The sequence below is a fragment of the Arthrobacter sp. NPDC058097 genome (genome assembly GCF_042884885.1).
GTDB lineage: Bacteria > Actinomycetota > Actinomycetes > Actinomycetales > Micrococcaceae > Arthrobacter.
On record NZ_JBHVSZ010000015.1, the window covers coordinates 55,179 to 77,196 of the forward strand.

The window sequence follows — 22,018 nt, forward strand, 5'->3', positions numbered from 1 at the left end:
GTATACAAGTATGTTTTTCCATGGAGGTCGAGTTCGTGCCTGATGCCCCTGCCCGGAACACCGGTGCCCATGTCGCCTACGCCGAACTGAAGCGGCAGATCCTGACGCTTAAGCTGAAACCGGGGGAACGGATATATGAACCGGCGATGGCGGCGGCCCTCGGGGTCAGCCGCACCCCATTGCGGGAGGCGATCAGGCGGCTGATTTCCGAGAGCCTGCTGGAGCAGCAGGCCACCGGCGGTGTGCTGGTTCCGGAACTGGATGAGGCAGTGATCTCGGAACTGTATGAGGTCCGGGCCGCAATGGAATCCCTGATGGCCCGTAATGCCTGTCTGAAAGCAACGGCGGCGGACATCGAGGCGCTCCAAGGCATCCTTGCCCGGAATGCCGCCCTGGTGGAGTTCGCCGACGACGCGATGCACCAAGGTATGGCGCTGCACGCAAAAATTGCCGAAATCGCCGGCAACTCGTGGGCCCGACGATTCCATGACCAGATCTCCAGCCAGATGGAGCGGTACCGGCACTTCACTAACAGCACCCAGGAACGGCGGGACCAGGCCCTCACCCAGCACCGGACGCTGGTGGATGCCGTGGCGGGCGGCGACCCGGAGAAGGCCGCCAAAACTGCCTTCGACCATGTCATCGCCGCCCGGGATGCGGCACTGCGCGTGATTTCCGGCCCTGGTCTTGGCATCTCATGATTGGTGAACTCGGACGCCGCTCGGCTGCCGCCCTTCTCGCCCACTCGGCGCTGATCCAGGCCGTCACGTTCCTCGTGCGCCCGGCCGTCACCTACCGGGCCCTGGAGTTGGACGTTCCCGGCTTTGCCTTGGGGCTTCTGGCAGCCAGCTACGCAGTCTTTCCCCTGCTGCTCGCTGTCCCCACGGGCGGCCTGGTGGACCGTCTGGGTGAACGCCGGCTAATGGCGATTGGGTCCGGCGTCGTCCTTGCCTGCTCGTCCTTCCTGCTGCTGGCAGGGTCATCCATCGTCGCGCTGGTCATCGGAACCGCGTTGCTGGGCGCCGGCCAGCTGGCCTGCGTGGTGGGACAGCAAGCGGTGGTAGCCAATAATGCGGCCTCTTCCCGGATGGATTCGGCATTCGGGTACCTGACATTCGCAGCATCCCTTGGGCAGGCGCTGGGACCGATGGCGATTTCATTTGTGGGCGGCGCCTCTGTCCGCCCTGACACGCAGGCGATCTTCCTCCTGTCCGTCTGCATGAGCCTGGTCCTTTTTGTGACTACGTTCGTGGTCTCCGCGGAGGTCAGCGGAGGCAAGAGAAGGGCAACCGCCGCCGGTGCCGGCAAAGCCAGTGCTGTTTCCTTGCTTAAAGCTCCCGGTGTGGCCCGGGCCTTGGCCACCAGCGCCACTGTCCTGGCCGTGGTGGACCTGATCATGGTCTACCTTCCTGCCCTGGGTCACGATCGCGGCCTGACCGCCGCAACTGTCGGGGCCATGCTTACAGTCCGGGCGGTGTTTTCCATGGTCTCCAGGCTCCTCCTGGGCCGGGTGTCGCGAAGGATCGGCCGCATGAGGTTGCTGGTGGTGAGCCTTGCTCTGTCTACGGTCGCGTTGGCGGCGGCGGCGATTCCCATGCCGGCCTGGCTGTTGTTTGTTGTCATGGCCGTTCTCGGGCTGGGCCTTGGCATCGGTCAGCCCCTCACCATGTCCTGGCTTTCCTCCCAGGCACCAGCAGGCCAGCGTGGCCGGGCGCTTGCCCTCCGACTAGCCGGGAACCGGGTAGGGCAAGTGGTCCTGCCGAGTACCGTCGGTGTGGCGGCAGCAGGGCTCGGTGCCGCGGGAGTCTTCCTTACCTCAGCCATTGTGGTGGGCGGAACGCTCGTCCTGCTCCGGGGCGTGCGGCTGGACTAGGCCCCTGTAAGGCGGCCCTGTAGTGGAACCCTAACAGCCTTCCGCTTCCGTTCGACCTCGTACTTTCGGAACCCCTGTCCTGCTCGTTATGAATCGCCGCTAAAGGTGATCCCGTCGTGCTGGAAGGCGCGGGGCCTTTTGGAGTCAGCACCGAAAGCCACGGCGGGTGCCCGCATAATCCAACGGAGACTGCCTGTACAGCGCGAATTCTACGAGAGGGAGTTGATACTGGTGAGGCCGACCCCACCCAGGTCGGGAAATCGAGTACTACAGTGGATGCATGGCTTCCAGCCGCCATCCGCTTGACGACCTGCGCGAGACCATCGGCCATCTGGCCGATCAGCTCAAGCTGCCCGGTTCGGAGCGCGTCGACGACCTGGTCGGCGATCTCCTCGGTGTGAGGCCCGGGCCGGCCCGGCCGCTGTCCGAGGTGCAGGCCGAGCTTGACGCGCTGGTCGGACTGGAGACCGTGAAGGAGCAGGTGCGGGCCCTCGTCGCACTGCTCCAGGTCCAGGCCCGCCGTAAGGCGCATGGCCTGCCGGAGGTGGCCACATCACAGCATCTGGTGTTCCTCGGAAACCCGGGCACGGGTAAGACCACCGTGGCGCGGCTCCTGGCCGAGATGTACCGGGCGGTCGGTTTGCTTCAGAAAGGCCATCTGGTCGAGGTCGACCGTTCGGGCCTGGTGGGGCAGTACGTCGGCTCGACCGCCATCAAGACGGACCGGGTGATCCGGCGTGCGCTGGACGGCGTCCTGTTCATCGACGAGGCCTACGCGCTGGCCCCGGAGGACGGCCGGACGGACTTCGGCCCTGAGGCGATCGAGGTCCTGCTCAAGCGGATGGAGGACCACCGCCACCGCCTGGTCGTGATCGTGGCCGGGTACCCGCGGTTGATGGAGTCCTTCTTGCTCTCGAACCCGGGACTGCGCTCCCGGTTCGCCCGCGAGATCACGTTCCCCGACTACTCCGTCGACGCACTCCAGACGATCTTCCACCAGATGCTGGCCCAGCACGAGTACACGCTGGAGCCGGGTGCGGACCAGATGCTGCGCCGCATCCTCACCGGGCTCCACGCAGGCGAGGACTCCGGCAACGCACGGTTCGCCCGCACGCTGTTCGAGCAGGCGCTCAACCGCCAGGCGCTGCGGCTGTCGCTCGACGGGGAACAAAGTCTCGATGCGCTCGACCGTGAGGCCGTCATGACGCTCACCGCGGACGACATCGCCGAGGCCGCACTGGCTTTGGGGGAGGTGCCGGAGCCCGAACCAACGCCGGAACCGGAGCAGCCACGCTGGTGGCGCTGGCTGGTCTGACCTGATCTGCGGCGGCTGTCAGGCGAATGCCGTCCGGCCCCTGAGCGGGAATTATTCCACTGTCGTGCAACCTGCTGCCCTGAAGAACACGCACCAGGCCGAGGCCAGCGCAACCAGTATTGCACCGCACCCCGAACCACCCTAAGGGGCTGACGGCCGGCGTTTCGTCGCGGCTCCGACCAGTTTCGCGATGTGGCCGCGGGTCAGGCCGCCCCGATACATCAGTACTCATTCCGGGTTCGGGGCCGTCGCCCGTTTCTTCGGCGCCACGGGATTCATCTTGCCATCAAGCTCACAGGTGGCCGCTGATTACTCCCTCGACCGGAGCCATTCGAGCGCCTCGTGGTATTGCGTGAAATACCGGCTCGGGCACGAGGGTGAAGTCACGCCCAGCAGCCGGTGGGCGATGACGCGGTCCACCGGGCTGTGTCCCACGATGGCCAAGGCTGTGACTGTGATCGCTTGCATGTACAGGGTCATGGCCTCCCTCTCGATGGCCGATGCTCCAGCCATGTGCAGCAGCAGGCCACAGGGCCGCTCGTTGAAGACCGAGATGAGTTGGCTCCTGATAGACGGGATGTTCGCGGCGGTGATCCGGACGCCTGGGGTGAGGATAATGCCAACCAATTCGTCATCGAGTCGCTCGATCGTTGGAGCGTCCCCCAGGGTCCTTGGCCTGTCAACGTCGGATCCGTGATGCTCAAGAAGGCTGACTTCGGCCGTGCTGGAACTGCTGTGTGGCTTCACGCTGTTTTGATCCCCCCGGATTCGTGGCGCGACAGAGGTTTTCCAAGAACTGGAAGTTCGATGAGCCGCGTGTGCGCCAAACGATATCACGCTTAGTGTGACTTCAGTCACTGATGCGCTGCCTCGAAGCCGCCATCGCACTAGGGCGTGTCTCCTAAATCTTGGGTTCCTGAGCCGCGATGCTTGATGAGTGTCTCGTACTTCTGTTTTGACTGATGGGCAGTGGGCCCGCATTCGGCCGTTGCTGCCGTCTTCCGCTGACGGCGCGGGAAGGGTCTAGTCTCGGACGTATGGGCAGTGATCCCGTGCCGGGGAGGATGTTCCCGGACGCCCCGTCTTACGATGTGCACCGCCGCGTCGTGGAGACGTACGCTCGCGACCTCCCGAGTGGCAACAGCCTGCTGGACGCCCTGGCCAAGCGGACGAGCCGTGGGGGGCGCAAGGCCGAGTTCGAGTTCACGGCCACTCCTTATAACTTCTGCGAGGTCCTTTGCGTGGTGTCCCCGGAGACTGCCGTGGCTCTACTCGACGCGGGGATCACCACGGCGGACGAGGCCGTCGCATTCCTCGAAGAGCAAGGGCTTGACGATCTCATCGAGGACAACCACGACGCCGCGGAGGCCGCGCTGCGTTGTGCGGCGATGCCTTCGGAGGTGCTCGACCGCTTCCAGCACTCCCCCCTGTCCTTCTACGAGGACCCGGAGGGGTTCGGGGAGAAGCTGGGGGAGGACCTGCTCGGCAAGCTCCGGAGGAACAAGACGGTCTGGGCCGCCGTGCAGGAGCGCAGGATCGATCTGCGAGACATCCTCCAGATCGGCATCTCGCGGTTCCTCGACGCCGAGGACGACGAGGGTACTTTGAGTGGGCTGCTGGCCCGCCTGAAGTCGGGCGCAGGCCAGCCAGTCCGGGGCGAGGACATCAGCGGCTGGATCGAACATTTCGGGATCGGCCCGGCGACCCCAAACGAGGTCAAGATAGGCGTCTACCGGCTCGCTGTACGGCATGGGGGCGACTTCGCCGCGCAAATCTCACGGGATGCCCGCACTATGGGGCTTGCCAATGGCCTTTCGCGTGCCGCCGAAGGCGAGAGGCGCAGTCTCGACGTCGAGCGCCGCCTGATCCTGTTCGGGGCGCAGGTCTTGGCCGGGGCCTCACGTCCGGCAGGGCTGTCAGTCTTCCCGGACGAGCACGACCTGATGAGGCTCGTCGACGCGGGGATCACCGCCGCGCAGGCAGCCGAGGGGTATCTGAGGGGGATGAGCGCCGCCCAGATGATCGCGGTGCACCGGGACGGCACAGTCCCGGGCGTCTCAGACGACTGGATCTGAAGCCGTCCCGCATGTGAGGGGACCGGGCGCCGTGCCCGGTGGGCGACAGGGGGCTCAGCGCCCGCCGGGACCGCTACCGGGGACACAGTGCCGGGGAGCCATTACGAGCCCCGCTTCGACCACGCATCCCGGACGTTGCCGGGGGCGTCGGTGCTCGGGACTCCGAAGGGGATCTGTGAGCGCGTGAACACCACGGGCTTTGCCGAATCCCTTGAGGGCGTAGCTGACGGCGGCTGCCGAGTGCGCCAGGGTCTTGGTGCCGTGCAGCACGACGAAGCCGTCGGACTCGTCTCTCTTTCATGTGTTCACTGATGCTGACGTCGAACCAGGCGGTGGAACGACCCGGGCTGGCGCCACGCGAATCCCCTGACGCTTTGGTCGCGTTCATCGAGCATTGGCCGTCTGGGTCGCCTGCCCGGCACGGTTGGCTGCTGGCTGGCCTCCGGACCGGTGATCGGGGCTCTAGAACCCGGGCCCGGGGCCCGGGTGCCAGAACCCGGGCCCCATTACCGGGTCCCAATACCGGGTCCTAGAACCCGGACAGCGTGGCCGCTGTGAACGTTCCGGTCATGAGGTTTCCGGCGGTGTCAGCGACGCCTGTTGCCGGGGTGTAGACAGGGGCGACAAGCGTGGAATCGTCCCCTCGGGTACCGCCGGTGCCGCCGTCATTGAGCGTGAGCACCAGGGTCCCGGTGGACTTGGTCCAGGTAACCGTGGCGGCATAGCTCCGGGCCAGGGTCAGGTGACTGTTGTAGTTGGCGATCAGCTTCACGCTTCCAATGGCCGGCGTGGAGCAGCTTGCGCCGGTGAACGTCATGGTGTCATCGGAGCTGATGCTGGCGGTTCCCGTGGCCGACGCGGTAGCTGCGCTGTTGCTCCAACTACTGCAGAGGGTACTGGCGGCCGTGTCCGCGGAGTAGACCATGGTGAGGGTGTCTCCGTTGCTGGCACGGCCCTGTTGCCCGGTTCCTCCGTTGTTCGCCTGGATGATGGAACTCACGGTTGGCGCGGCGACGTCCTTGGTGGACGATGCGCCGACCGGCTGGCCGGTGTTCCCTGCCGCGTCTCTGGCGACTGCACTGTAGCTCAGGAGTCCATCATTGAGCGACGTCAGGCTCAGCCCGGCGGCGCTCCAACTGCCGGAGCCATTGGCGCTGACGGTCTGGGTGACCGTGTGCGCCCCGGAATCGGTGACGGTGAGAACCACAGAGGCCCCTGCTTCTGCCGTGCCGGTGATTGGAACGTTGGCCACATTGGCGATGTTGACGTAGACGGGTGTGGAGATCGTGGGGATAGCGGGGGGCACGGTGTCGATGCGGATGGTCTGCGTTTGCGGTGCGCCCGAGTTTCCGGCGGCATCCGTGGCGAAGAATGACACCGTGTGCGTGCCGTTGCCGCTGACGTTCACCGCTGCCGTGGCCGCGTTGACAACAACCATGCTGCCGCCGTCCACGGTGTACTTGATGGCCGCAACGCCTGTACCACCGGGGTTGTCCACCGCGCCCAGGTTGACGGTGACCGGGGTGGAGTTATTGAAGCTGGCCCCGTTCGGCGCCGGGGAAACCGAGGTCACGGAGACCGTCGGAGCCGTGACGTCAACGGTCACGCCTGCGCTCCGCGCGCTGGCCGTGCCGGTCCACAGTGCGATGACCGGGGTGGCGGTGTAGTACCAGGTGCCGTCGGGCACGGTTTGCTCCGTGCAGGCCAGGGTGCTGACGGTTCCGGCGCAACCGCCGCCGGCGTCGACCTTGGCGCCGCCGGTAGGGGAGGCGTACCGGGCAATCGTGTAGCCCGCCACGGCGTGCGCGCCCGGCGTCGTCACGGCCGCCCAGCTGACGCTGACATTGGCGCCGGCCGGGGAAGCTGCGGGAGTGCCGCCTTGCGGCAGCGTGTCTGCCTTGGCCGCTGCGAAATTGCTGCTGCTCACGGTCTGCCAGAAGGCGTTGGCCGCAGGGGCGCCCCAGGTGATAAACAGGACGGCCGAGACCGTCCACAGGATGCGGCGCCGGAGCGTCGGGGCATTTCCACAGCTTGCACGGTTCATGGGCTTGCTCATTTGCGGACCGCCATCGTCACTGGAAGCCGGAATACGGAGCCCTGGCACGCAGATTGCGAGGCTGCGGACATCGTCGCGGCGCCAGGGAGAGTGATCAGGACCGAGGAATTCGGCGGCACGACAACCGCGGGGCTCAACGGACTGGCCGGTGGGTTGAAGGTGACGCCGGTGGTGGTGCACTGAGGGTGCGCGGCGTCGGCGGTGGCCGGCCCGTTGACCGCGACGCTGTACGCCCGCACCGGGAAGCCGTTGGGGTTGGAGGCGCGCAGGATCACATCCGCCGAGCCCCCAGGGACGAGCGAGGTTGCCGGCGAATCACCGCTGACAAAGGCATCCACCAACACCGTCTGCATGGTGCCGCTGGACGCGGAGCCGCTTCCGATCCCAATGGTGGACCAGTAGGCGTAGGCAGTTCCGACCCCCAGCACCATCAGCAGTACGGCGGCCATGGCCGCTGCCTTGGCTATCAGAAGCGGGCCGGTCTTCAACCATCGAGTCGGCTTCATGTCAGTTACCCTGTCCGGTTCCGGAGTATGCAAACAGGATGGTCGCGCCTTTGCACCCGTCCTGGTTAATGGAGGTATTCAGCATCTTGATCCGCGGCCATTTCGCCTGGAGGATGCCGTTTCCCGAGAGCGATGAGGTGCCCGAAACCGCGGTGAACGGATAGCTGCCGCTGAACTGGGTCAGCTCATAATCCGCCGTGGTGCACGGCAGGTTTTTGGTGATGGCCTGGGTCGTGCGGGCTATTCCGGCGATGGACACCGTCAGGTTGGTGACAGCCAGGGTCCCATTGTTCGGGTTGTTCAGTTGAAGGTCGATGGGCGAGGAAGAGCCCGGGGCCAGGGGCATAACGGGGCTTCCGGAGATCGTGAAGGCGCGCTTCCCTGCCGCAACCGTTAGTTCAACGCCGACGACGGCGGACTGGATGGTTCCGCCGGTTCCCTTGAGGCTGAGGTTGTAGGTCCCCTCGGGGGTGGCGGCTGTGGTGGTCACGGTCAGGTTCGCGGCAGTGGTACCCGAGGTAAGGGTAACGGTTGCAGGAGAGAACGCCGAAGACGTGTTGCCTGGCAGGCCGGCGACAGAGAGCGAGACACTTCCGGTGTATCCGTCCGGCGACTTGACCGTGATGTTGTAACTGGCAGATTCGCCCGGCTGGACGGTCCGCGTGTTCGGGCTCGATGCTAGGGTGATGCTCTTGGTCCCACCATTGCCGTTTCCGGCGAGAAGCGAGCTTGCAGACACCAGCATGAGGATCACGACTGTAAGCAGTGCGCCGGTGGTCGAACCAGCACCGTGCCGCGCTGAGCGGAACACTCCCGGATTGTTTTGCACCCTCGTGCCTTCCTGGTCGGCGTAGCGGGTCGCTGTCACCGGGTTGGTGGGCCGAAGCCCACCAACCCGATTCGACTAGATGCTGGAAACGTGGATCGTCACGGTGGCGCTCTTGCAAGCGTCCTGGTTGGCGGCGTCGTTCGCGAACGTCAAGGTGCCGGTTCCCACCGTGGTGCCGGTGGAATTGTGCAGCACGGTCGCGTTGCTCGTGTTGGCGTCTGCGCTGAACCATGCGGGCAGGCAGTTGACGTCGCTGGTGGTGATGGATTCCACGGTCAACGCCCCCACTTTGGTGTCTGTTGTGGAGCTCGCGTTGTCGGCGGTGTAGGTCACTGCCACCGAGCCGCCGGGGGCCACGCCCGGTGCGAAGTTTGCGTGAAGGGTGACGGTGCCGCCACCGGCCGAGTTCACTGCCTGTCCGGAACCACTGCCGGTGGTTGTCCAGTAGGCATAGGCCGCCCCGCCGCCGGCGGTTACGAGGGCAACTGCGGCCGTTGTGGCGAGGATCTTTCCTTTTGCTGTCATTTTGCGCATTTTGAGACTCCCTTGAATTGTTTTTTCCGAAACCGGCACAAGGGGGTCCGCAGAATGGCAAAACTGTTTCCGCAATGCGTTTCTGTATTGACTGCCCAGCCGGTCGATGAACACATGTTGGCATGCCATGATTTTGCCAACAATGCGTGGCTGTACTCGACTTTTTGCAGGGCAAATATCGATTACCTGACCGGGGTACTCAGGTAGGCAGAGCCAGTGCCTTCGAGATCAGGCGCGCCCGCCGGCGGCGCGGGCGGACTCAGGCGCCCGGAATCCACGCCCCCAACGGCAGTCGGCACAGTGCATGGCGCGGCACACCGTCCATCCGGAAGCAAGTAGCCGCCGGAATCCTAAGGCAATGCGCAGTTCTGGCAAATGCGTTTTCCTCGGCTTATTCCCGGAAAAATCCTAGAAATGCGGGGTGCTTGCTTCCTGCGCGGCTTTTGGTGCCGTCGACGGAAAATGTCCGGCGGCATCCCTGGCGGAGACTTTCCAACAGAAGGAACTGATCGTCTTTTGGGCTGCGGTGGCGGCGTATCCGAATATTTGTTCATGCCGAACGCGCAGTAGCCCTGGCTAAGGCAATTAGAAGCAGTTGGCGAGGTCGTTGAGCTGCGTCGCTCATTCAAGACTGCCGTCACCTCAGCCGCCCCCAGTTGCGGCTGGTCCTCAACAGGTACCCTCATCGACGCGGGAAAGAAAGCGCATGTTTTCTCTCATCCCACCTGTCAGTTCCCATGTCACGACTGACAACTGCATTGAGAACGGACACTTCCATTGGGGTGTCAGAGAGTCTGGGATTCAGCCCTCACACTCAATGCAGTAGGCGTGACCGTCTTTCTCCCGTGCCACTTGGGAACGGTGGCGGACCAGGAAGCAGGAATAGCAGGTGAACTCGTCGTCGCCTTGCGGAACGACCTGGACGACCAGTTCCTCGGCCACAAATTCTCCGCCGGGGATCCCGACACTGTCCATGTCATCCGCTTCGTCCAGCTCGCGCACGACACTGCGCGCATCGGGTGCACTTGCTGACTTGAGCGCCTCCAGAGAATCGTTTTGCGATTCCTTGACTTCGGTTCGGAGCTCGTCGTAATCAGTTGCCACTTAGGTAAACATCTCTTTCTTAGTATGGTTGTCGTCCGACGTGCAACGTACACCATGCCGATATAATTCCCCAACCGCGAACCTTCCTAAAGCGAGGCCAACCAGTTCTGCTTCATCGCCAGCGGCACGCCTATCGATGTTGTCCTCGCCAAAGTGCCACGAGCCTGCGGCGCGGGCTGCTTGTTCGGCCTCTCCCGGAAGGAGTCCCGGTATATATAGGGCCTGGCCATCAGGTGCGGAAAGCCCATCCCGGTGAGCTCGGTCACGGACGGGGACACCATCCGAGTCACCATCAACGGCAAGTCCACTCCCGTACGCCTCATCGGCATCGGCACTCCCGAAGTCACCGATCCACGCAGACCCGCACAGCGCTTCGGACGCGAGGCATCCCGGCAGGCCCACGAACTCATGGATGACACGCCGGTGTGGTTCGAATACGGGAGACCTGCGTCCCGCCGGCGTCCCCTTTGTTTGCTGCCGGGCCAATCGCGGTGGATGTGCATCCCGAGAGCGGAAGGACGGCGCCGGCGGCTGCAAGCGCGGCGCGCCAGGCGCCCGAGCGCATCGTAATAACAGCAGTTGGTTGATGCATGCCGCCCATGTTTTGAAGCACGGTTTCAGTCGCTGCAGTCAGGCCAGATTTCGGATCCGCCGTCGTGAATGCGGTTGCCCGAGGTGAATTCCTGCGGAACGACCGATGGCCTCCGCCGGGCAGTGGGAGGGCCAGTGATCCCGCTCGCTGCGGTAACCTCTGTGCGTTCGCGGGAGGGCCGGCCAAGTGACCGGGATGACACTATCCGCTTCATGACTGATTCTGCTCCCTTATTTTTTTCGACCGCTGGCTGCTGTGTCGGCCCGGCGGTGTCGGTGGCGGTGTCGGTGCGATTGCTGGCTGCTGGATTAAACGATGCCGCCGGCGGATCAAGAGTTCCCATGGCTTTCCCCAGCTTCGGTTTAGGTTTTGGGCGGGAAATGGCGAGCACCTGGTAATCCCCGACGTGTGGCGCGGTTTCTGGCAGAAGCATGCGGCGCCCATTACATATGGTGCCGACAGCATCACTGTTTTGATGGTCTTCATCGTGAAGCGCGAACTGACTTTCTGGATGCCGCGGATGGCGAGCACATGGTTGCTCAGGAACTCTTCATAGGCCTCAAGATCTGCAACCGCGACGCGTACAAAATAGTCCGGTGACCCGAAGAGCCGGTGCATCTCGACTACTTCGTCGAAGGCTGCCAGCGCTTCCTCGAATCCGCGGACGCTGTCCCGATCGAACCGGGTCAGGTCCACGTCCAGGATGACTTCGAAGCCGCGCCCTATGGCTCCCGGGGTGATCCGGGCGCCGTAGGCGTGGATGATGCCGGCGGCTTCCAGTCGCTGGACCCGGCGCAAGCAAGGGCCCGGGGTCAGGTTGACTAGGTCGGCCAGATCCAGATTGGAAATCCGTCCATCTCCCTGTTTTTGTTCGGTCTACGCCCCGATCGATGAGGCCTACGCCGTCACCGCCGCGTCGCATGAGGTGTGGACCTCACGACGACTACTCAGCATGCAGCTTGCCTTCCAGAGCTACTGGTTGGGCGGCGGGCTCGCCGGTGTCCTCCTGGCTTCACTGCTTCCGGGCCAGATCGGGGGACTGGAGTTCGCGCTGTGTGCCCTGTTCGTCACGCTGACACTGGACGCGGCCAGATGGCAAAAGCACATTTCGTCCGTGATCCTGGCGGGGCACAGTTTCGCGCTTGCTGTCCTGGCCGTTCCGGCCGTCTTCATCATCACCTTTGGCCTTCGGGCACTTCCTTTCGCCGCGCTCAAGACGCTGCGCGAGTCGAGGCTCGTCAAGGTCCTGGCCTGGTGGATGCCCGCCGGCATCGTCGGCATCCTCGCGGCTTCGACCCTCAGGTCCACCATCGCGGCAGACCCAACCCCTTCGTCTACCATCAGTATGGCCGCCGGCACGTGCACGCTGACCAAGCGCCGCCTGTTGGTCTCGGCCACGATTTAGCTCTGTTCTCCATCCGCCAACGCGTCCAGAATGACAGCTGATGGCTCGACCAGGCCCCGTGCCAAGGTGGACACAGTGTTGGACCGCTGACGGGGGGTGCGGACCTACAATCCGGCCTATTTCCTGGGCGACGTCAGTCCCTCGCGTCGGCAGCGGCATAACGTCCGAAGTAGCTTAGTTGCGCGCCTCGTCAGCTGCCTCAGGCCCGGAATTGCTGGCAGGCTCACTGCTTAGATCCCGGATGAGGCCGCTCGCGGCAACCTCACGTGTCTGAGAAACGCCCGCCGCCGCGGCCTGTTTCGTCGGATACCTCACCGACAAGGCGATAATTTCTCCTTGACCACCACGAAGCCTTAGTTGATATCCGCCCTCCGGGACGTTTATGAGTTCGAAGTAACCGGCCATTGTTTGTGATCAGACCCCGCGAAAAAGACTAGGAACGCATCACGCCCCCGGGTGATTGACAATATTTGTCATTGGACATGACAACACTAACACCTCGTTCCATTGGAGGTCCGCATTCCGGACGGGCGGCAACCATCCATCGGCATTCGCCGGGACTTAGCGGGAGAGGGCGGTAAGGATGATTCCCGGTTGGAGGGGTTTTGACCGTGATACCGTCTGCGGCCACTTGCCGGCTTGGGCGAGCACCGGCGGGTGCGTCATGGTGGATACCACCCCGGAGCTCGGCGCCGCCGAAACGTTCCGGCTGGCCCCAGGCCGTTGCCTCGGGTCGGGCGAAGCAGTGCGGTAGGGAGCAGTACTATATTGGGAGCACGCTAGATACCTCTCTGAGGCGATGCAGCTACCTCAGTTGGCGCGTAGCGTGACTGGCATGACAACCATCATGAGTTCTGCTTTGGGGTTCGCCTCGAACCGCAGGCGGCGTGCGATATTGGCGCTGCTGGTCGTCGAGGCACTCTCCTTGGCGGTGATCTCGGCGCTGCACCTTTCCGGAGTGATCCACGGCGGCACGAGACCCTACAACCCTGAAGCCGCTGGAATCGCCGAAGCGGTCATCGGCGTCGTCCTCATCGCAGGCGCCGTCGCTGTCCTCAGCAGCCCGAAGCATGGACGCGCTGCTGCGCAGGCTGCGACCGGGTTCGCCATCGCCGGCTTCATAGTCGGACTGACGTTTACCATCATCGGCGGCCAACCCGTCGACGTTGCCTATCACGCGATAGTTCTTCCCTTGCTGATCCTCACCCTGGTTCTGTCGTTGCCCAAACCCAGGGACTTGGGCGTTGGAAGAGACCAGGGTCCTGTGTCGAAGTCCCAGTGAGGGTCTATTTGGCTGGCCGCGTTTGGTCTTCGGCCTGGCAGGCCGCTCGTGGGCAGGTTCTGGTCATGCATCCCGGGTTCCCCCGCCGCTGCTGCATCCAGCGAGTCCGAACGCGGTAGCGAGTACTGCCAGACGTGATTGTTGGCAAGAGCGCAGGCAGCACGAAAACCAAAGTGGTCACGGTCGAACTGGACGTCACCGCTCTCAGCGGCTTGGGGGAGCATTAGAGGACGACTAGTGGTGCACTCTATACATATGGAAGATATTCACTACTCGGCAGATACTCATCGTTGGTAGACGCCAGGCAGGACCTGAACAATGAGAGTAGGGCTGCAGCTGCAGGGAACCAGCTGCCGGACGGTCGTACTGGACGGGCGGACTGTAGTTTCCGCCGCTGGGGAGGTGCGCGCGGGCAGCTTGTCGGAAGCATTGGAATCGTCCCTGTCAGTGCTCCGTCGGGAGTTCGGGTCAGGCATCGCGGAGATCACCGCTGACGTCGGACGGGTCTTGGTGGAGCGGAAGCTGGCCGACGTCGTCGCCATCCGCATTTCGCCCCGTCCCCCCGCGGACGACTTCCACATGACCGTCCTGCCACCCCTTGTTAAGCCGGCAGTGACCCGGACGGTGCACGTCCGCGGGGGTCACGACCTGCGGGGACGGCCTCTGGCCCGGTTGGACCTGGAGGCGTTCCTGGCCGATCTCCCCGGCATCCTTGCCAGTGACGTACGGAACGTGGCGATCACTTCAGTCGGTTCGACGGCGTCAAAGGACCACGAAATGCGCATAGCTGATGCCATCCTAAGCAACGACAGAGACATGCGGATCAGTATTTCCAGTGACTTCTATTCCAGTGTTTTCCGGGACCGCGACTACACGGCCATCCTTAACAGCGCCCTGATGGAGACGGGGGAAGAGCTGGCTGCCATGCTTGAGGAGGCAGGCCGGCGCCAGTTCCCGGCCACGCACTTGTCGTTTGCAAAGAACGACGGCGGCCGCGCGCCTCTGTCACGGCTGGCGTTGGCGCCTGTGCACGGGTTGCGCGCCGAGCCTGCGATGGGAATCCTTGGCGCGGCCACGTTGGCGGGAGTCCCCGAGGGGGAAGTGATTCTCTGCATGGAGGCTGGGGCCACCGTGGGCCACATCCACGGAGGCCTGCCTGTCGCCAGGAGCCTCATTCGCCAAGGATTTGACGCAAGCCTCGCGAGCAACGCCGCCATTCTCGAGCCGTACACCGTCCACCACCCGGTTCGCACCGACTTCCCCTCCGTGATTGCCGACATCCGCGAGCGGCAGGAGAGTGCGCTGCCCTTCGGGCTGGTGCCCACTCAGCCGGCGGTGAAGGACGCCGCACTGGTGGGACCTGCCGTGGCGCCGCTGACAGCGTGGATCGACAGGCTCGAGACCGTCAGCGGCCGGGTTGACCTGAAACGCGTACAGAACCTCGCCGAAGAGGACGCCCACTCAGCGGCAGTCCAGTTGGGCGCCAGCCCCGGGCAAACCCACATCCTTGAATCGAACGTCTATGCCATGCCTTACGGCCACCCCGGAATCGTTCGAATCCGGGTCCAAGCGGCAGGAGAATCGTCCGCCGACGAGGAACCCGTGCTGCCCGCAGCTGCGCGGGGAACCAACCCATGAGCACCATACTCACTACTGAGGACATCCGGAACCTCCGCACCGGGGCCCACTTCCTGACCTGCACCATCGACCCGACGGCCATCTACGTCTACGCAGAAATGATCCAGCGGGCCATGGAGGACCGGTCATTGGAACTCATCACCGTCGACGAGCTTGCTCCCGACGATCTGGTGGTGGCGGTCGGAATGGTAACGCAAGGCCTTTTCATCGCCGACATGCCTCCCGTGGGCGATGAGTTCCTAGGCTGCATCCGTGCCATCGAGGCCAGTCTCGGCCGGCCGGTGCGGGCGATCTATTCGCTCGCCGCCGCCAACATCAACGGAATCGTCCCCCTCATGGTTGGGCTGCAGTCCTCGCTGCCGGTCATCGATTCCGACCCCATGGGCCGCGTCTTTCCCTTGATCAGCCAGACAACTCTGAACATTGGAAACGTGGCGATCGGCCCTATCGCGCTCATGGGGGTAACCGGGGAACGGGCGGTGGTTGAGGTCCAGAGCCCGCAGCGGGCCGAAACGCTGGTGCGTGCACTGGTGACTGAACTCGGCGGCTGGGCAGCCACCGCCATGTATCCGTGTTCCGCACAACAGCTGAGGGAGCATGGCGTTCATGGCTCCATCAGCCGGATGATCCGGATCGGGCAAATCCTCGACGCGAGCACCCCGGTTGAGAGAAAACTGTTATTGCTCGCTGATCTCCTCGGCACTACGCGCATCGCCCGCGCCCGCGTGAGCCACATCGAAAGCCTCTCCAGGCCCACCGACCTCGGCCTGCCGGCCCAGCCGTCCAGCGTAACGCTCGAAGACGAAACCACCGGACGCATCGTCCGTCTTGAAATCCAGAATGAGATCCTGCTGGTCCTCGTGGACGGTGCGGTAACAGCAGCCGTCCCGGACATGGTCACGCTACTCAATTCCGAGCAGGGCACGGTTGTCAACATTGATGACGTCCAGGTGGGCGACGTCATGGACATCGTGAAGATCACGGCAGCGGCGCAGTGGTACACGGAGGCAGGGCTTGATCTCACCGAGCCAAAGGCCTTCGGCATTCCGATCGTGCACCCAAGGCGTCGACATGCGTAGATCAAAAAATGAAACCCGGCTCGATGTCGCCGGGCTTTTGGCGCACGGCTCCCTTCGTGGCACCACGCCGCTATATCTCACTCCATCCAGCGGATTGATAGAAAGTGTTGTTCTCGTCTCCCAGCTGGAGGCAATCCGGCAGGTGCGGCCCAATACTGTGGTGGTCCTCTCCTCAGAGATGGGATCAGGCGGTTGGCTGGTGTCCGCGGCGCTGCGACACGCCTGGGAGCGGCGGGCCAGCGCCGTCGTCGTGGCCGGCAGCGCCTATGCAAGCGCGGCGGTCGGATTGGCGGAGCGGTTGGGCATCACGCTGCTGGCCACTGACGGGGAGCCTGCAGCGCTTGCCTTGGCACTGGCGGCCGAGATCGGAGCGGCCCTGTCAGTGGTCGATGCGGAACTGGCCAGGGTCGTCCGGACAGTCGCAAAGGACACGACACTCGGTGATGTCCTCAAGACCATCTCCAGGGAACTGAACGGGGTCGCAGTTTCGTTGGAGTACGACGGTGTGGTTCTGGTCTCCGCCGGGATGCCTCCACGGGAGACTGACGAAGTCATCACCGTGGAAGTCGGCGCGGCCAATAGTGCCGTCCGCTTCGCCCTGACGGCCCGCGTGCCCACTTCCGGCGTCCACAACCTGCGCCTGGTCCGCTCAATCCTTGAGGTGGCCACCCCCGCGGTGAAGGCTGCCTGGCTGTTGGAGGACCTACTCAGCACCGCCCGCGCCGCTCCCACGGCAGCGATCGCCGGGTTGGATAAGGACCCTGCCGCGTCAGGCGCGGAGTTCGAGGAAAAACACCGACATCTGCTGAACCAGTTGGGCTGGCGCGAAGGGGAAGCGTACGTGGCCGTGTGGTTCCGCAGCGGGCCGGTGCAAGACCATCGGCCCGAACTGACGGCCGTGTTGCGCCTGCTCTGGCGCAAGGTCACAGTACGCAGCCCCTTGGCCGAGGTTCAAGGCGGTTGGCTGACGCTCGTACCGGCCGGGGATCAGGACGCCTCGACCCAGCTCGAAACCCGAATCAGGGCACGTCTGGGGCCGGCTCTTGCCGAGCTTGGCCTGGTGGCGGGACTGTCCCGGTGGCAGGAGGAGGTCCCGGCGCTGGCGTTGATTGTGCGTGAGGCGCGGCTGGCTGCTGCGTCCGCCCGGTCAACGGGGCCCGGTACGGTTCTAGGCTTCGCCAGCCTCGGGGTGGTCGCGGCCACGACCTTTGTCGACATGGACGCAGTCGCACTCGTGGCCGAACTGGCACTGCCACGACTGATGGCGTCCCCCGACCGCGATGTGATCATTACGTCGGTGGCAGTCTTCCTCGATCACCGCGGCTCAGTCAGCCTCGCTGCGAAATCCCTTAACCTGCACCGGAACACCCTGCAGGCCCGGCTTAACCGGGCACGGGAACTCGGCGTCCCGCTGGATGTCCCCTCGGAGGTGCTGTCCGTCCACCTCATCGCCAAAGTCCTGCGGCGATCCATGCCTGAGGAAACGACCTCCGAAGACCCACGGAAAACCAGAAATGACTCCCACGAGTTCCCAGTCTGATTCCTCCAGCAATTGCGCGGAGTATGTCTGGCTCCGGGCGGGCGGCTTCAAACTGCGCCCATCGAACGCCGGGCACCAGCACACCCCGCGTCCACATGTCTCAGCTGTGCGTGACGGCGCGGTCCACGCCTGAGCCCGACCCCCGGTCCGTGCCCGCCGGACTGTTCCACGGACACGGATCCAGGCGCGGCAGGGCTAGCTTAGTTCGACAACAATCTTCCCTGATTGTTCGTTCGACTCCATGTAGCGGTAGGCATCAAGCACTTGGTCGAAAGCAAAGACCCTGTCGACTCTGGGCCGCAGGGCCCCGGAGCTAATCCGCTCCAGGATGAAGTCAACACCCCGCCGCCGCTCATCGGCCCGCCCGACGTGGTTGAACATTGAGTACGGGTGGAAAACCGATTGAGTTCTGCACATTGCGGCAATAGGGACAACAGGCTGCAAATCGCTCAGCGTTCCGTAGCCGAAAATGACGGCGTTGGGTGTGAGGTGATCGACGTAGGTGCCGAGGGACTCTCCTCCAACAGGATCGAAAGCGACCCGCACGCCTTTGCCATCGGTGGTGCGGTCGATGACCTCGCCGAGGTCATCGACCCCCACGAGGGCTACTTCGTTTGCGCCAGCCTCGAGGAGCAGCGATCGCTTCTTCTCCGAGCGCGTCGTCGCGACCACTTTCGCCCCCAGCGCGCGTGCTATCTCGATGGCGCCAAGCCCGGCCGAACTGGCGGCAGCCGTTACGAGCACTGTGTCTTCGGGTCCGAGATTGGCTACCTCTGCGAAGGCGAAGTAAGACGTGAGATATTGCATCCAAACAGAGCAGGCCTGGGCATCCGAAAGTTCTGGTGGGGCAAGGGTTACGTAGTCTGCCGGTAGGACGGCTGTTGTTCCCTGTATGCCGTCGGTTGTGGTGAAGAAGGGAATGCTCGTGACGCGGTCGCCGATGTTGAAGGCGGTGACCTTCTTGCCGATCTCGGTCACGGTTCCCACTGCCTCGGAACCAATCCGCGAGGGAAACACCGGGATGGTGTAGTGCTCTCCGTGGATGAACATGAGATCTGCCCGGTTCAGTGCGAATGCTGCGACGTTGATGCGGACGTCGTTATCGCCGACTTGACGTGGAGAAGCGGTTTCGACGGCCAGCACTTCAGGGCCACCGAATTCGCGGAAGACAACCGCGGATTCCTGCCTGCTCATGGCTGGACCAGCGAGAGGTTGGGCTTGATAGCGGACAGCAGGCCTGGGCTTTGCTGCTCGTCATCACGCACCTCACCGCGGAGAGGCTTCTCGATAGGGACATGGTAGGCATGGGTGATCATGGGGTTGATGCATAAGGGCCGTCTGGACATCGCCGTACCTCCGTTTATGCGTGGTGCTATGTGCCACGTTAGATTTTGATTGGGTTAGCCGGCGCTGATGCCACCGGGGGTTATGGAAAGGGTGCGGGTACCCGTCCCTGCATTGCTAGTGACCCGCAAGGGTTCCCTCGCCTGCCTCGATCACGGGATGTCGAGGCAAGCGAGGGTATCGGGGTACCCTGCGGCCAAAGATGCCCTAGGGTTGGAGCGACTCTGTGACGCGCAAGCGGTCGGTGTGACGAGCGGTGCGATGTATTTACGAGGACACAGCGGTCATTGACACCATGTGCTTTGGCTCGAGAGCCGGGAAGAACCGCTGGCGGTCTTGGGCCGTGGGCCCGTCGTAGCCCAGGCGCTTGCTGTGCGTCCAACCGAACCGGCGGACCGAGTCGACGAGCTGCTCGGCATGTTTGAGCGGGGCCACGGTCGCGTCGATCACGGGTACGCCAATTTCCTCCTGAACCGTTCGGAAAAATCCGAATTCGGCTGTGCAGCCGAGGACGACGACGTCTGCGCCGTCCTGCTCTACGGCGTTGCGGGCTTCTGTCATGATCCGCTTTTCCGTGAGTGCCGGGTCCTCCTGGAAGTCATCGACGCCCATTTCGAGCACGCGCCATGAGGCAAGACGCTCTGATGCGCCGCAACGATGGACGTTCTCGGCCATCTCGGGAATCCACTTTTTCCGTCCGACGAGGATGGAGAAACGCTCGCCCAGACTTCCGGCGATGCTCAGCGCCGAGTGCGCCGGGCCGACAACCACCATGCGATCGGTGATTTCGCGTGCCGCCCGCAGCGCCGGGTCGTAAAAACAACCGATGACGGCGGCGTCATAGCCTTCTTCTTCCGCCCACCGCACCGTTCGCAACAGCTGTGGAAGCATAAGTGCCTCGAAGGCGTTGTATTCAACGTGGGAGGGGCCCTCGCCGTCAAGGGAAACGACATCAACTTCGGTGCCGGGACGAACTATCTGGCGGAAGGAATCCGCCATCGCTCGGTTGTACACATCTGTGTAGAGCGGGTTGATCCACAGGATTCGGGTGTTCTTCGAGAGGGCGTCGAGATCGTTGTTGGGGGTGATCATTCCAATTCACTTCCTTCGGTTTCGGGCAAGAACAGGCCGAGGATGACCGTTGCAAACAAGAACATGTTGATAAACAGGATTGTTGAGGTAGCTCCGGCGGCGGAGGCTAGGAGGAACCCGACAAGACTCGGTGCGACCGTATTTGCAACGCGCTGACCGAAAATCCCGAACCCGTAACCTGAGCCGCGAAGGGCCGAGGGATAGAGCTCGCCCATCCACGTGTCCCAGACCCCCCAGGCTCCAAGGGCGAAGAAGGCCAGAGAGAACATGCCGATATACATCTCAGTCTCGGTTGAGGCTGTCCCGAAGAAGAAACCGCCGCCCGCCGCGGCGAGGACGTAGATCGTGAATATCCATTTGCGGCCAAAACGTCCGGTCAGGTAGGAGGCCGTCATGTATCCGGGGATCATGAGGACCGCGCTCAGGGCGATGAAGGAGAAGCTTGATGAGGCGCTCAGTCCTCGCCCTTCAAGCAATGTCGGCATCCACGATTGAAGTCCCCAGTAGCCCCAAGAGAAGGTGAAGTTGATAAGGACTTGAATGACCGTGATCCGGCCCATCTTCCGCTTGAAGAGGCTCCAGATGGACTGCTTCTTGCCCTCCGACACCGTCAAAATGGTGTCACGGGAGATGCCTCGTGCTCCCAGGTGTTCGAGGACAGCATGCGCGTCTTCGTTCCGGCCCCGCCTGGCCAGCCAGTACGGAGATTCCGGAACGACCTTATAGAGAACGATGCCCCACAGGCTGGCAAGTGCGCTAACAGCAATGACCCAGCGCCAGCCGTGCCCTCCGATCAGAGCAGCGGTACCGAGGGCGGCTAGGATACCGATCGGCCACCCTGCGGCAAGATAGACGGTGGCCCTTCCACGGACCTTAACCGGGAGCAGTTCTTCAAAATAGGGGAAAGTAACGGTGAAGACGCCGGAGAACAACAGCCCGGAGAGGAAGCGAGCCACCGAGAGGGTCTCAAAGTTCGGTGCGAAGCAGCTCAGGAGCGTGAAGACGCCATAACCGGCGAAGCTCCATGCGCACGTCGCTTTCCTTCCGATCCGGTCTGAGATGGGCCCCCAAATTAGTGACCCGGGGATCATGCCCAGGAAGAGCGCCGAGATGGCGATTCCTACCTGCGTCATACCGACCTGCAGGCTGGTAGCCAGATCACCAGCAACATAGGTGAGCATGAGCATTTCCCAGGCTTCGATTGCGAAAGCGAAGAAGAGGACCGCGCAGATTTTGAAGTGGATGGACCCGAAAGGCATGTCGCGGAACGCGTGCCCGACGGCCATGGAGCGAGGTGGACTCGCAGTCCCGGGCGCTGGCCCTGAAATGAGTGGGTCGATACTGGACATGTCTTGACCTCCGATATTTTGGACAGGATAAGAAGTACACGCAGCGTTTCTGTGCACGGAGAACGGCCCGGATATCAAGGAATGCACCTCGGAGCAGCTCGTCCAAGCCTCCACTCGGAGTAGCTCTTCCTGGCCTCCCGCCGAGTGATTGCACTCACACTACAAATGAAGAGTGCTCAGGCAGTGTTCACTTTGCACTTTTCGGATTCACCTGGTTGGGCGTGAAGCACTGCTCTTCGAAAAGGGCACCCTCTGCGCAGGTCAATAACTTTGCTTTTTGGTGATATTGGGCAGGCTCTATCCGCCGTTGTTGCCAAGCCCTGGCAAGCGCCTTAGACCTCGCCGGTGGTGCGTAGCCCGCAGCCCTCGACAGTTCCGGCGTCGGCACAACACTCTTATGCAGTC

22 protein-coding genes and 2 pseudogenes are annotated in these 22,018 nt (G+C 63.3%); 10 read left to right on the forward strand and 14 right to left on the reverse strand.

Annotated elements, in window-relative coordinates:
• The first annotated feature begins 35 nt into the window (after positions 1–35).
• From ACFVTE_RS21325 to ACFVTE_RS21335, 3 genes are all read left to right on the forward strand, one after another.
• A complete protein-coding gene (locus ACFVTE_RS21325) occupies positions 36–701 on the forward strand; it encodes a GntR family transcriptional regulator (protein WP_387104040.1) in 666 nt (221 codons plus the stop codon).
• Entirely contained in the window at positions 698–1,873 is a 1,176-nt protein-coding gene (locus ACFVTE_RS21330) for an MFS transporter (RefSeq protein ID WP_387104042.1), read from the forward strand. The genes ACFVTE_RS21325 and ACFVTE_RS21330 overlap by 4 nt, the downstream gene beginning before the upstream one ends.
• 280 nt (positions 1,874–2,153) lie before the next feature.
• Positions 2,154–3,188: an AAA family ATPase gene (locus ACFVTE_RS21335; protein WP_387104045.1), complete on the forward strand. Its 1,035-nt coding sequence runs from the start codon at positions 2,154–2,156 to the stop codon at positions 3,186–3,188.
• 309 nt (positions 3,189–3,497) lie between these two features.
• Here the strand turns inward: ACFVTE_RS21335 and ACFVTE_RS21340 are convergent, their stop codons facing one another.
• Complete coding sequence (locus tag ACFVTE_RS21340; RefSeq protein ID WP_387104048.1) at positions 3,498–3,935, reverse strand: hypothetical protein; 438 nt, start codon at positions 3,933–3,935, stop codon at positions 3,498–3,500.
• A gap of 359 nt (positions 3,936–4,294) precedes the next feature.
• Between ACFVTE_RS21340 and ACFVTE_RS21345 the strand changes: the two genes are divergently transcribed.
• Complete coding sequence (locus ACFVTE_RS21345) at positions 4,295–5,263, forward strand: hypothetical protein (RefSeq protein ID WP_387104050.1); 969 nt, start codon at positions 4,295–4,297, stop codon at positions 5,261–5,263.
• Positions 5,264–5,364: 101 nt separating this feature from the next.
• On the opposite strand, the gene ACFVTE_RS21350 is transcribed toward ACFVTE_RS21345, so the two are convergent.
• The 7 genes and pseudogenes from ACFVTE_RS21350 to ACFVTE_RS21380 all read right to left on the reverse strand — a co-directional run bounded on the left by ACFVTE_RS21350 (position 5,365) and on the right by ACFVTE_RS21380 (position 10,292).
• Positions 5,365–5,457, reverse strand: coding sequence for a hypothetical protein (locus tag ACFVTE_RS21350; RefSeq protein WP_387104053.1), 93 nt, complete (start codon positions 5,455–5,457; stop codon positions 5,365–5,367).
• 16 nt (positions 5,458–5,473) lie between these two features.
• A pseudogene (locus ACFVTE_RS21355) lies at positions 5,474–5,542 on the reverse strand (asparaginase domain-containing protein); the annotation flags it as partial.
• A gap of 250 nt (positions 5,543–5,792) precedes the next feature.
• Positions 5,793–7,307: an OmpL47-type beta-barrel domain-containing protein gene (locus ACFVTE_RS21360; RefSeq protein ID WP_387104056.1), complete on the reverse strand. Its 1,515-nt coding sequence runs from the start codon at positions 7,305–7,307 to the stop codon at positions 5,793–5,795.
• An 8-nt stretch (positions 7,308–7,315) separates the two neighbouring features.
• Positions 7,316–7,825: a hypothetical protein gene (locus ACFVTE_RS21365; protein ID WP_387104057.1), complete on the reverse strand. Its 510-nt coding sequence runs from the start codon at positions 7,823–7,825 to the stop codon at positions 7,316–7,318.
• 1 nt (position 7,826) lies between these two features.
• Positions 7,827–8,636 (reverse strand): hypothetical protein, encoded by an 810-nt coding sequence (locus ACFVTE_RS21370; protein ID WP_387104060.1) that lies wholly within the window; start codon positions 8,634–8,636, stop codon positions 7,827–7,829.
• A gap of 93 nt (positions 8,637–8,729) precedes the next feature.
• Positions 8,730–9,179, reverse strand: coding sequence for a hypothetical protein (locus tag ACFVTE_RS21375; protein WP_387104062.1), 450 nt, complete (start codon positions 9,177–9,179; stop codon positions 8,730–8,732).
• A gap of 810 nt (positions 9,180–9,989) precedes the next feature.
• A complete protein-coding gene (locus ACFVTE_RS21380; protein WP_387104063.1) occupies positions 9,990–10,292 on the reverse strand; it encodes a DUF4193 domain-containing protein in 303 nt (100 codons plus the stop codon).
• 252 nt (positions 10,293–10,544) lie between these two features.
• Here ACFVTE_RS21380 and ACFVTE_RS21385 point away from each other — a divergent pair, with 252 nt between their 5' ends.
• Entirely contained in the window at positions 10,545–10,862 is a 318-nt protein-coding gene (locus ACFVTE_RS21385; protein WP_387104065.1) for a thermonuclease family protein, read from the forward strand.
• 232 nt (positions 10,863–11,094) lie between these two features.
• Here the strand turns inward: ACFVTE_RS21385 and ACFVTE_RS21390 are convergent, their stop codons facing one another.
• Together ACFVTE_RS21390 and ACFVTE_RS21395 are read right to left on the reverse strand one after the other, a co-directional pair.
• Positions 11,095–11,580, reverse strand: a complete 486-nt coding sequence (locus ACFVTE_RS21390; protein WP_387104136.1) for an Lrp/AsnC ligand binding domain-containing protein — start codon at positions 11,578–11,580, stop codon at positions 11,095–11,097.
• Positions 11,581–11,655: 75 nt separating this feature from the next.
• Positions 11,656–11,736 (reverse strand): annotated as a pseudogene (locus ACFVTE_RS21395) (winged helix-turn-helix transcriptional regulator); the annotation flags it as partial.
• 100 nt (positions 11,737–11,836) lie between these two features.
• Between ACFVTE_RS21395 and ACFVTE_RS21400 the strand changes: the two are divergent.
• Complete coding sequence (locus ACFVTE_RS21400) at positions 11,837–12,289, forward strand: hypothetical protein (RefSeq protein WP_387104066.1); 453 nt, start codon at positions 11,837–11,839, stop codon at positions 12,287–12,289.
• A 174-nt stretch (positions 12,290–12,463) separates the two neighbouring features.
• Here the strand turns inward: ACFVTE_RS21400 and ACFVTE_RS21405 are convergent, their stop codons facing one another.
• Positions 12,464–12,694 (reverse strand): YegP family protein, encoded by a 231-nt coding sequence (locus ACFVTE_RS21405; protein ID WP_387104069.1) that lies wholly within the window; start codon positions 12,692–12,694, stop codon positions 12,464–12,466.
• A gap of 430 nt (positions 12,695–13,124) precedes the next feature.
• Here ACFVTE_RS21405 and ACFVTE_RS21410 point away from each other — a divergent pair, with 430 nt between their 5' ends.
• From ACFVTE_RS21410 to ACFVTE_RS21425, 4 genes are all read left to right on the forward strand, one after another.
• The gene (locus tag ACFVTE_RS21410; RefSeq protein ID WP_387104071.1) at positions 13,125–13,571 is read left to right on the forward strand and encodes a hypothetical protein; all 447 of its coding nucleotides are present in this window, start codon (positions 13,125–13,127) and stop codon (positions 13,569–13,571) included.
• A gap of 417 nt (positions 13,572–13,988) precedes the next feature.
• Entirely contained in the window at positions 13,989–15,209 is a 1,221-nt protein-coding gene (locus ACFVTE_RS21415) for a hydantoinase/oxoprolinase N-terminal domain-containing protein (protein ID WP_387104074.1), read from the forward strand.
• Positions 15,206–16,288, forward strand: a complete 1,083-nt coding sequence (locus ACFVTE_RS21420; protein WP_387104077.1) for a DUF917 domain-containing protein — start codon at positions 15,206–15,208, stop codon at positions 16,286–16,288. The genes ACFVTE_RS21415 and ACFVTE_RS21420 overlap by 4 nt, the downstream gene beginning before the upstream one ends.
• Positions 16,281–17,828 (forward strand): helix-turn-helix domain-containing protein, encoded by a 1,548-nt coding sequence (locus ACFVTE_RS21425; protein ID WP_387104078.1) that lies wholly within the window; start codon positions 16,281–16,283, stop codon positions 17,826–17,828. Before ACFVTE_RS21420 ends, ACFVTE_RS21425 begins: the two co-directional genes overlap by 8 nt.
• Positions 17,829–18,023: 195 nt before the next feature.
• Here ACFVTE_RS21425 and ACFVTE_RS21430 read toward each other — a convergent pair whose 3' ends face one another.
• The 3 genes from ACFVTE_RS21430 to ACFVTE_RS21440 form a co-directional block, all read right to left on the reverse strand.
• A complete protein-coding gene (locus ACFVTE_RS21430; protein ID WP_387104079.1) occupies positions 18,024–19,022 on the reverse strand; it encodes a zinc-dependent alcohol dehydrogenase family protein in 999 nt (332 codons plus the stop codon).
• 417 nt (positions 19,023–19,439) lie between these two features.
• Positions 19,440–20,264, reverse strand: a complete 825-nt coding sequence (locus tag ACFVTE_RS21435) for an aspartate/glutamate racemase family protein (protein WP_387104081.1) — start codon at positions 20,262–20,264, stop codon at positions 19,440–19,442.
• Positions 20,261–21,550 carry an MFS transporter gene (locus ACFVTE_RS21440; RefSeq protein WP_387104082.1) on the reverse strand — a complete coding sequence of 430 codons (1,290 nt, stop codon included), beginning with the start codon at positions 21,548–21,550 and terminating at the stop codon, positions 20,261–20,263. The genes ACFVTE_RS21435 and ACFVTE_RS21440 overlap by 4 nt, the downstream gene beginning before the upstream one ends.
• Between the last annotated feature and the right edge of the window lie 468 nt (positions 21,551–22,018).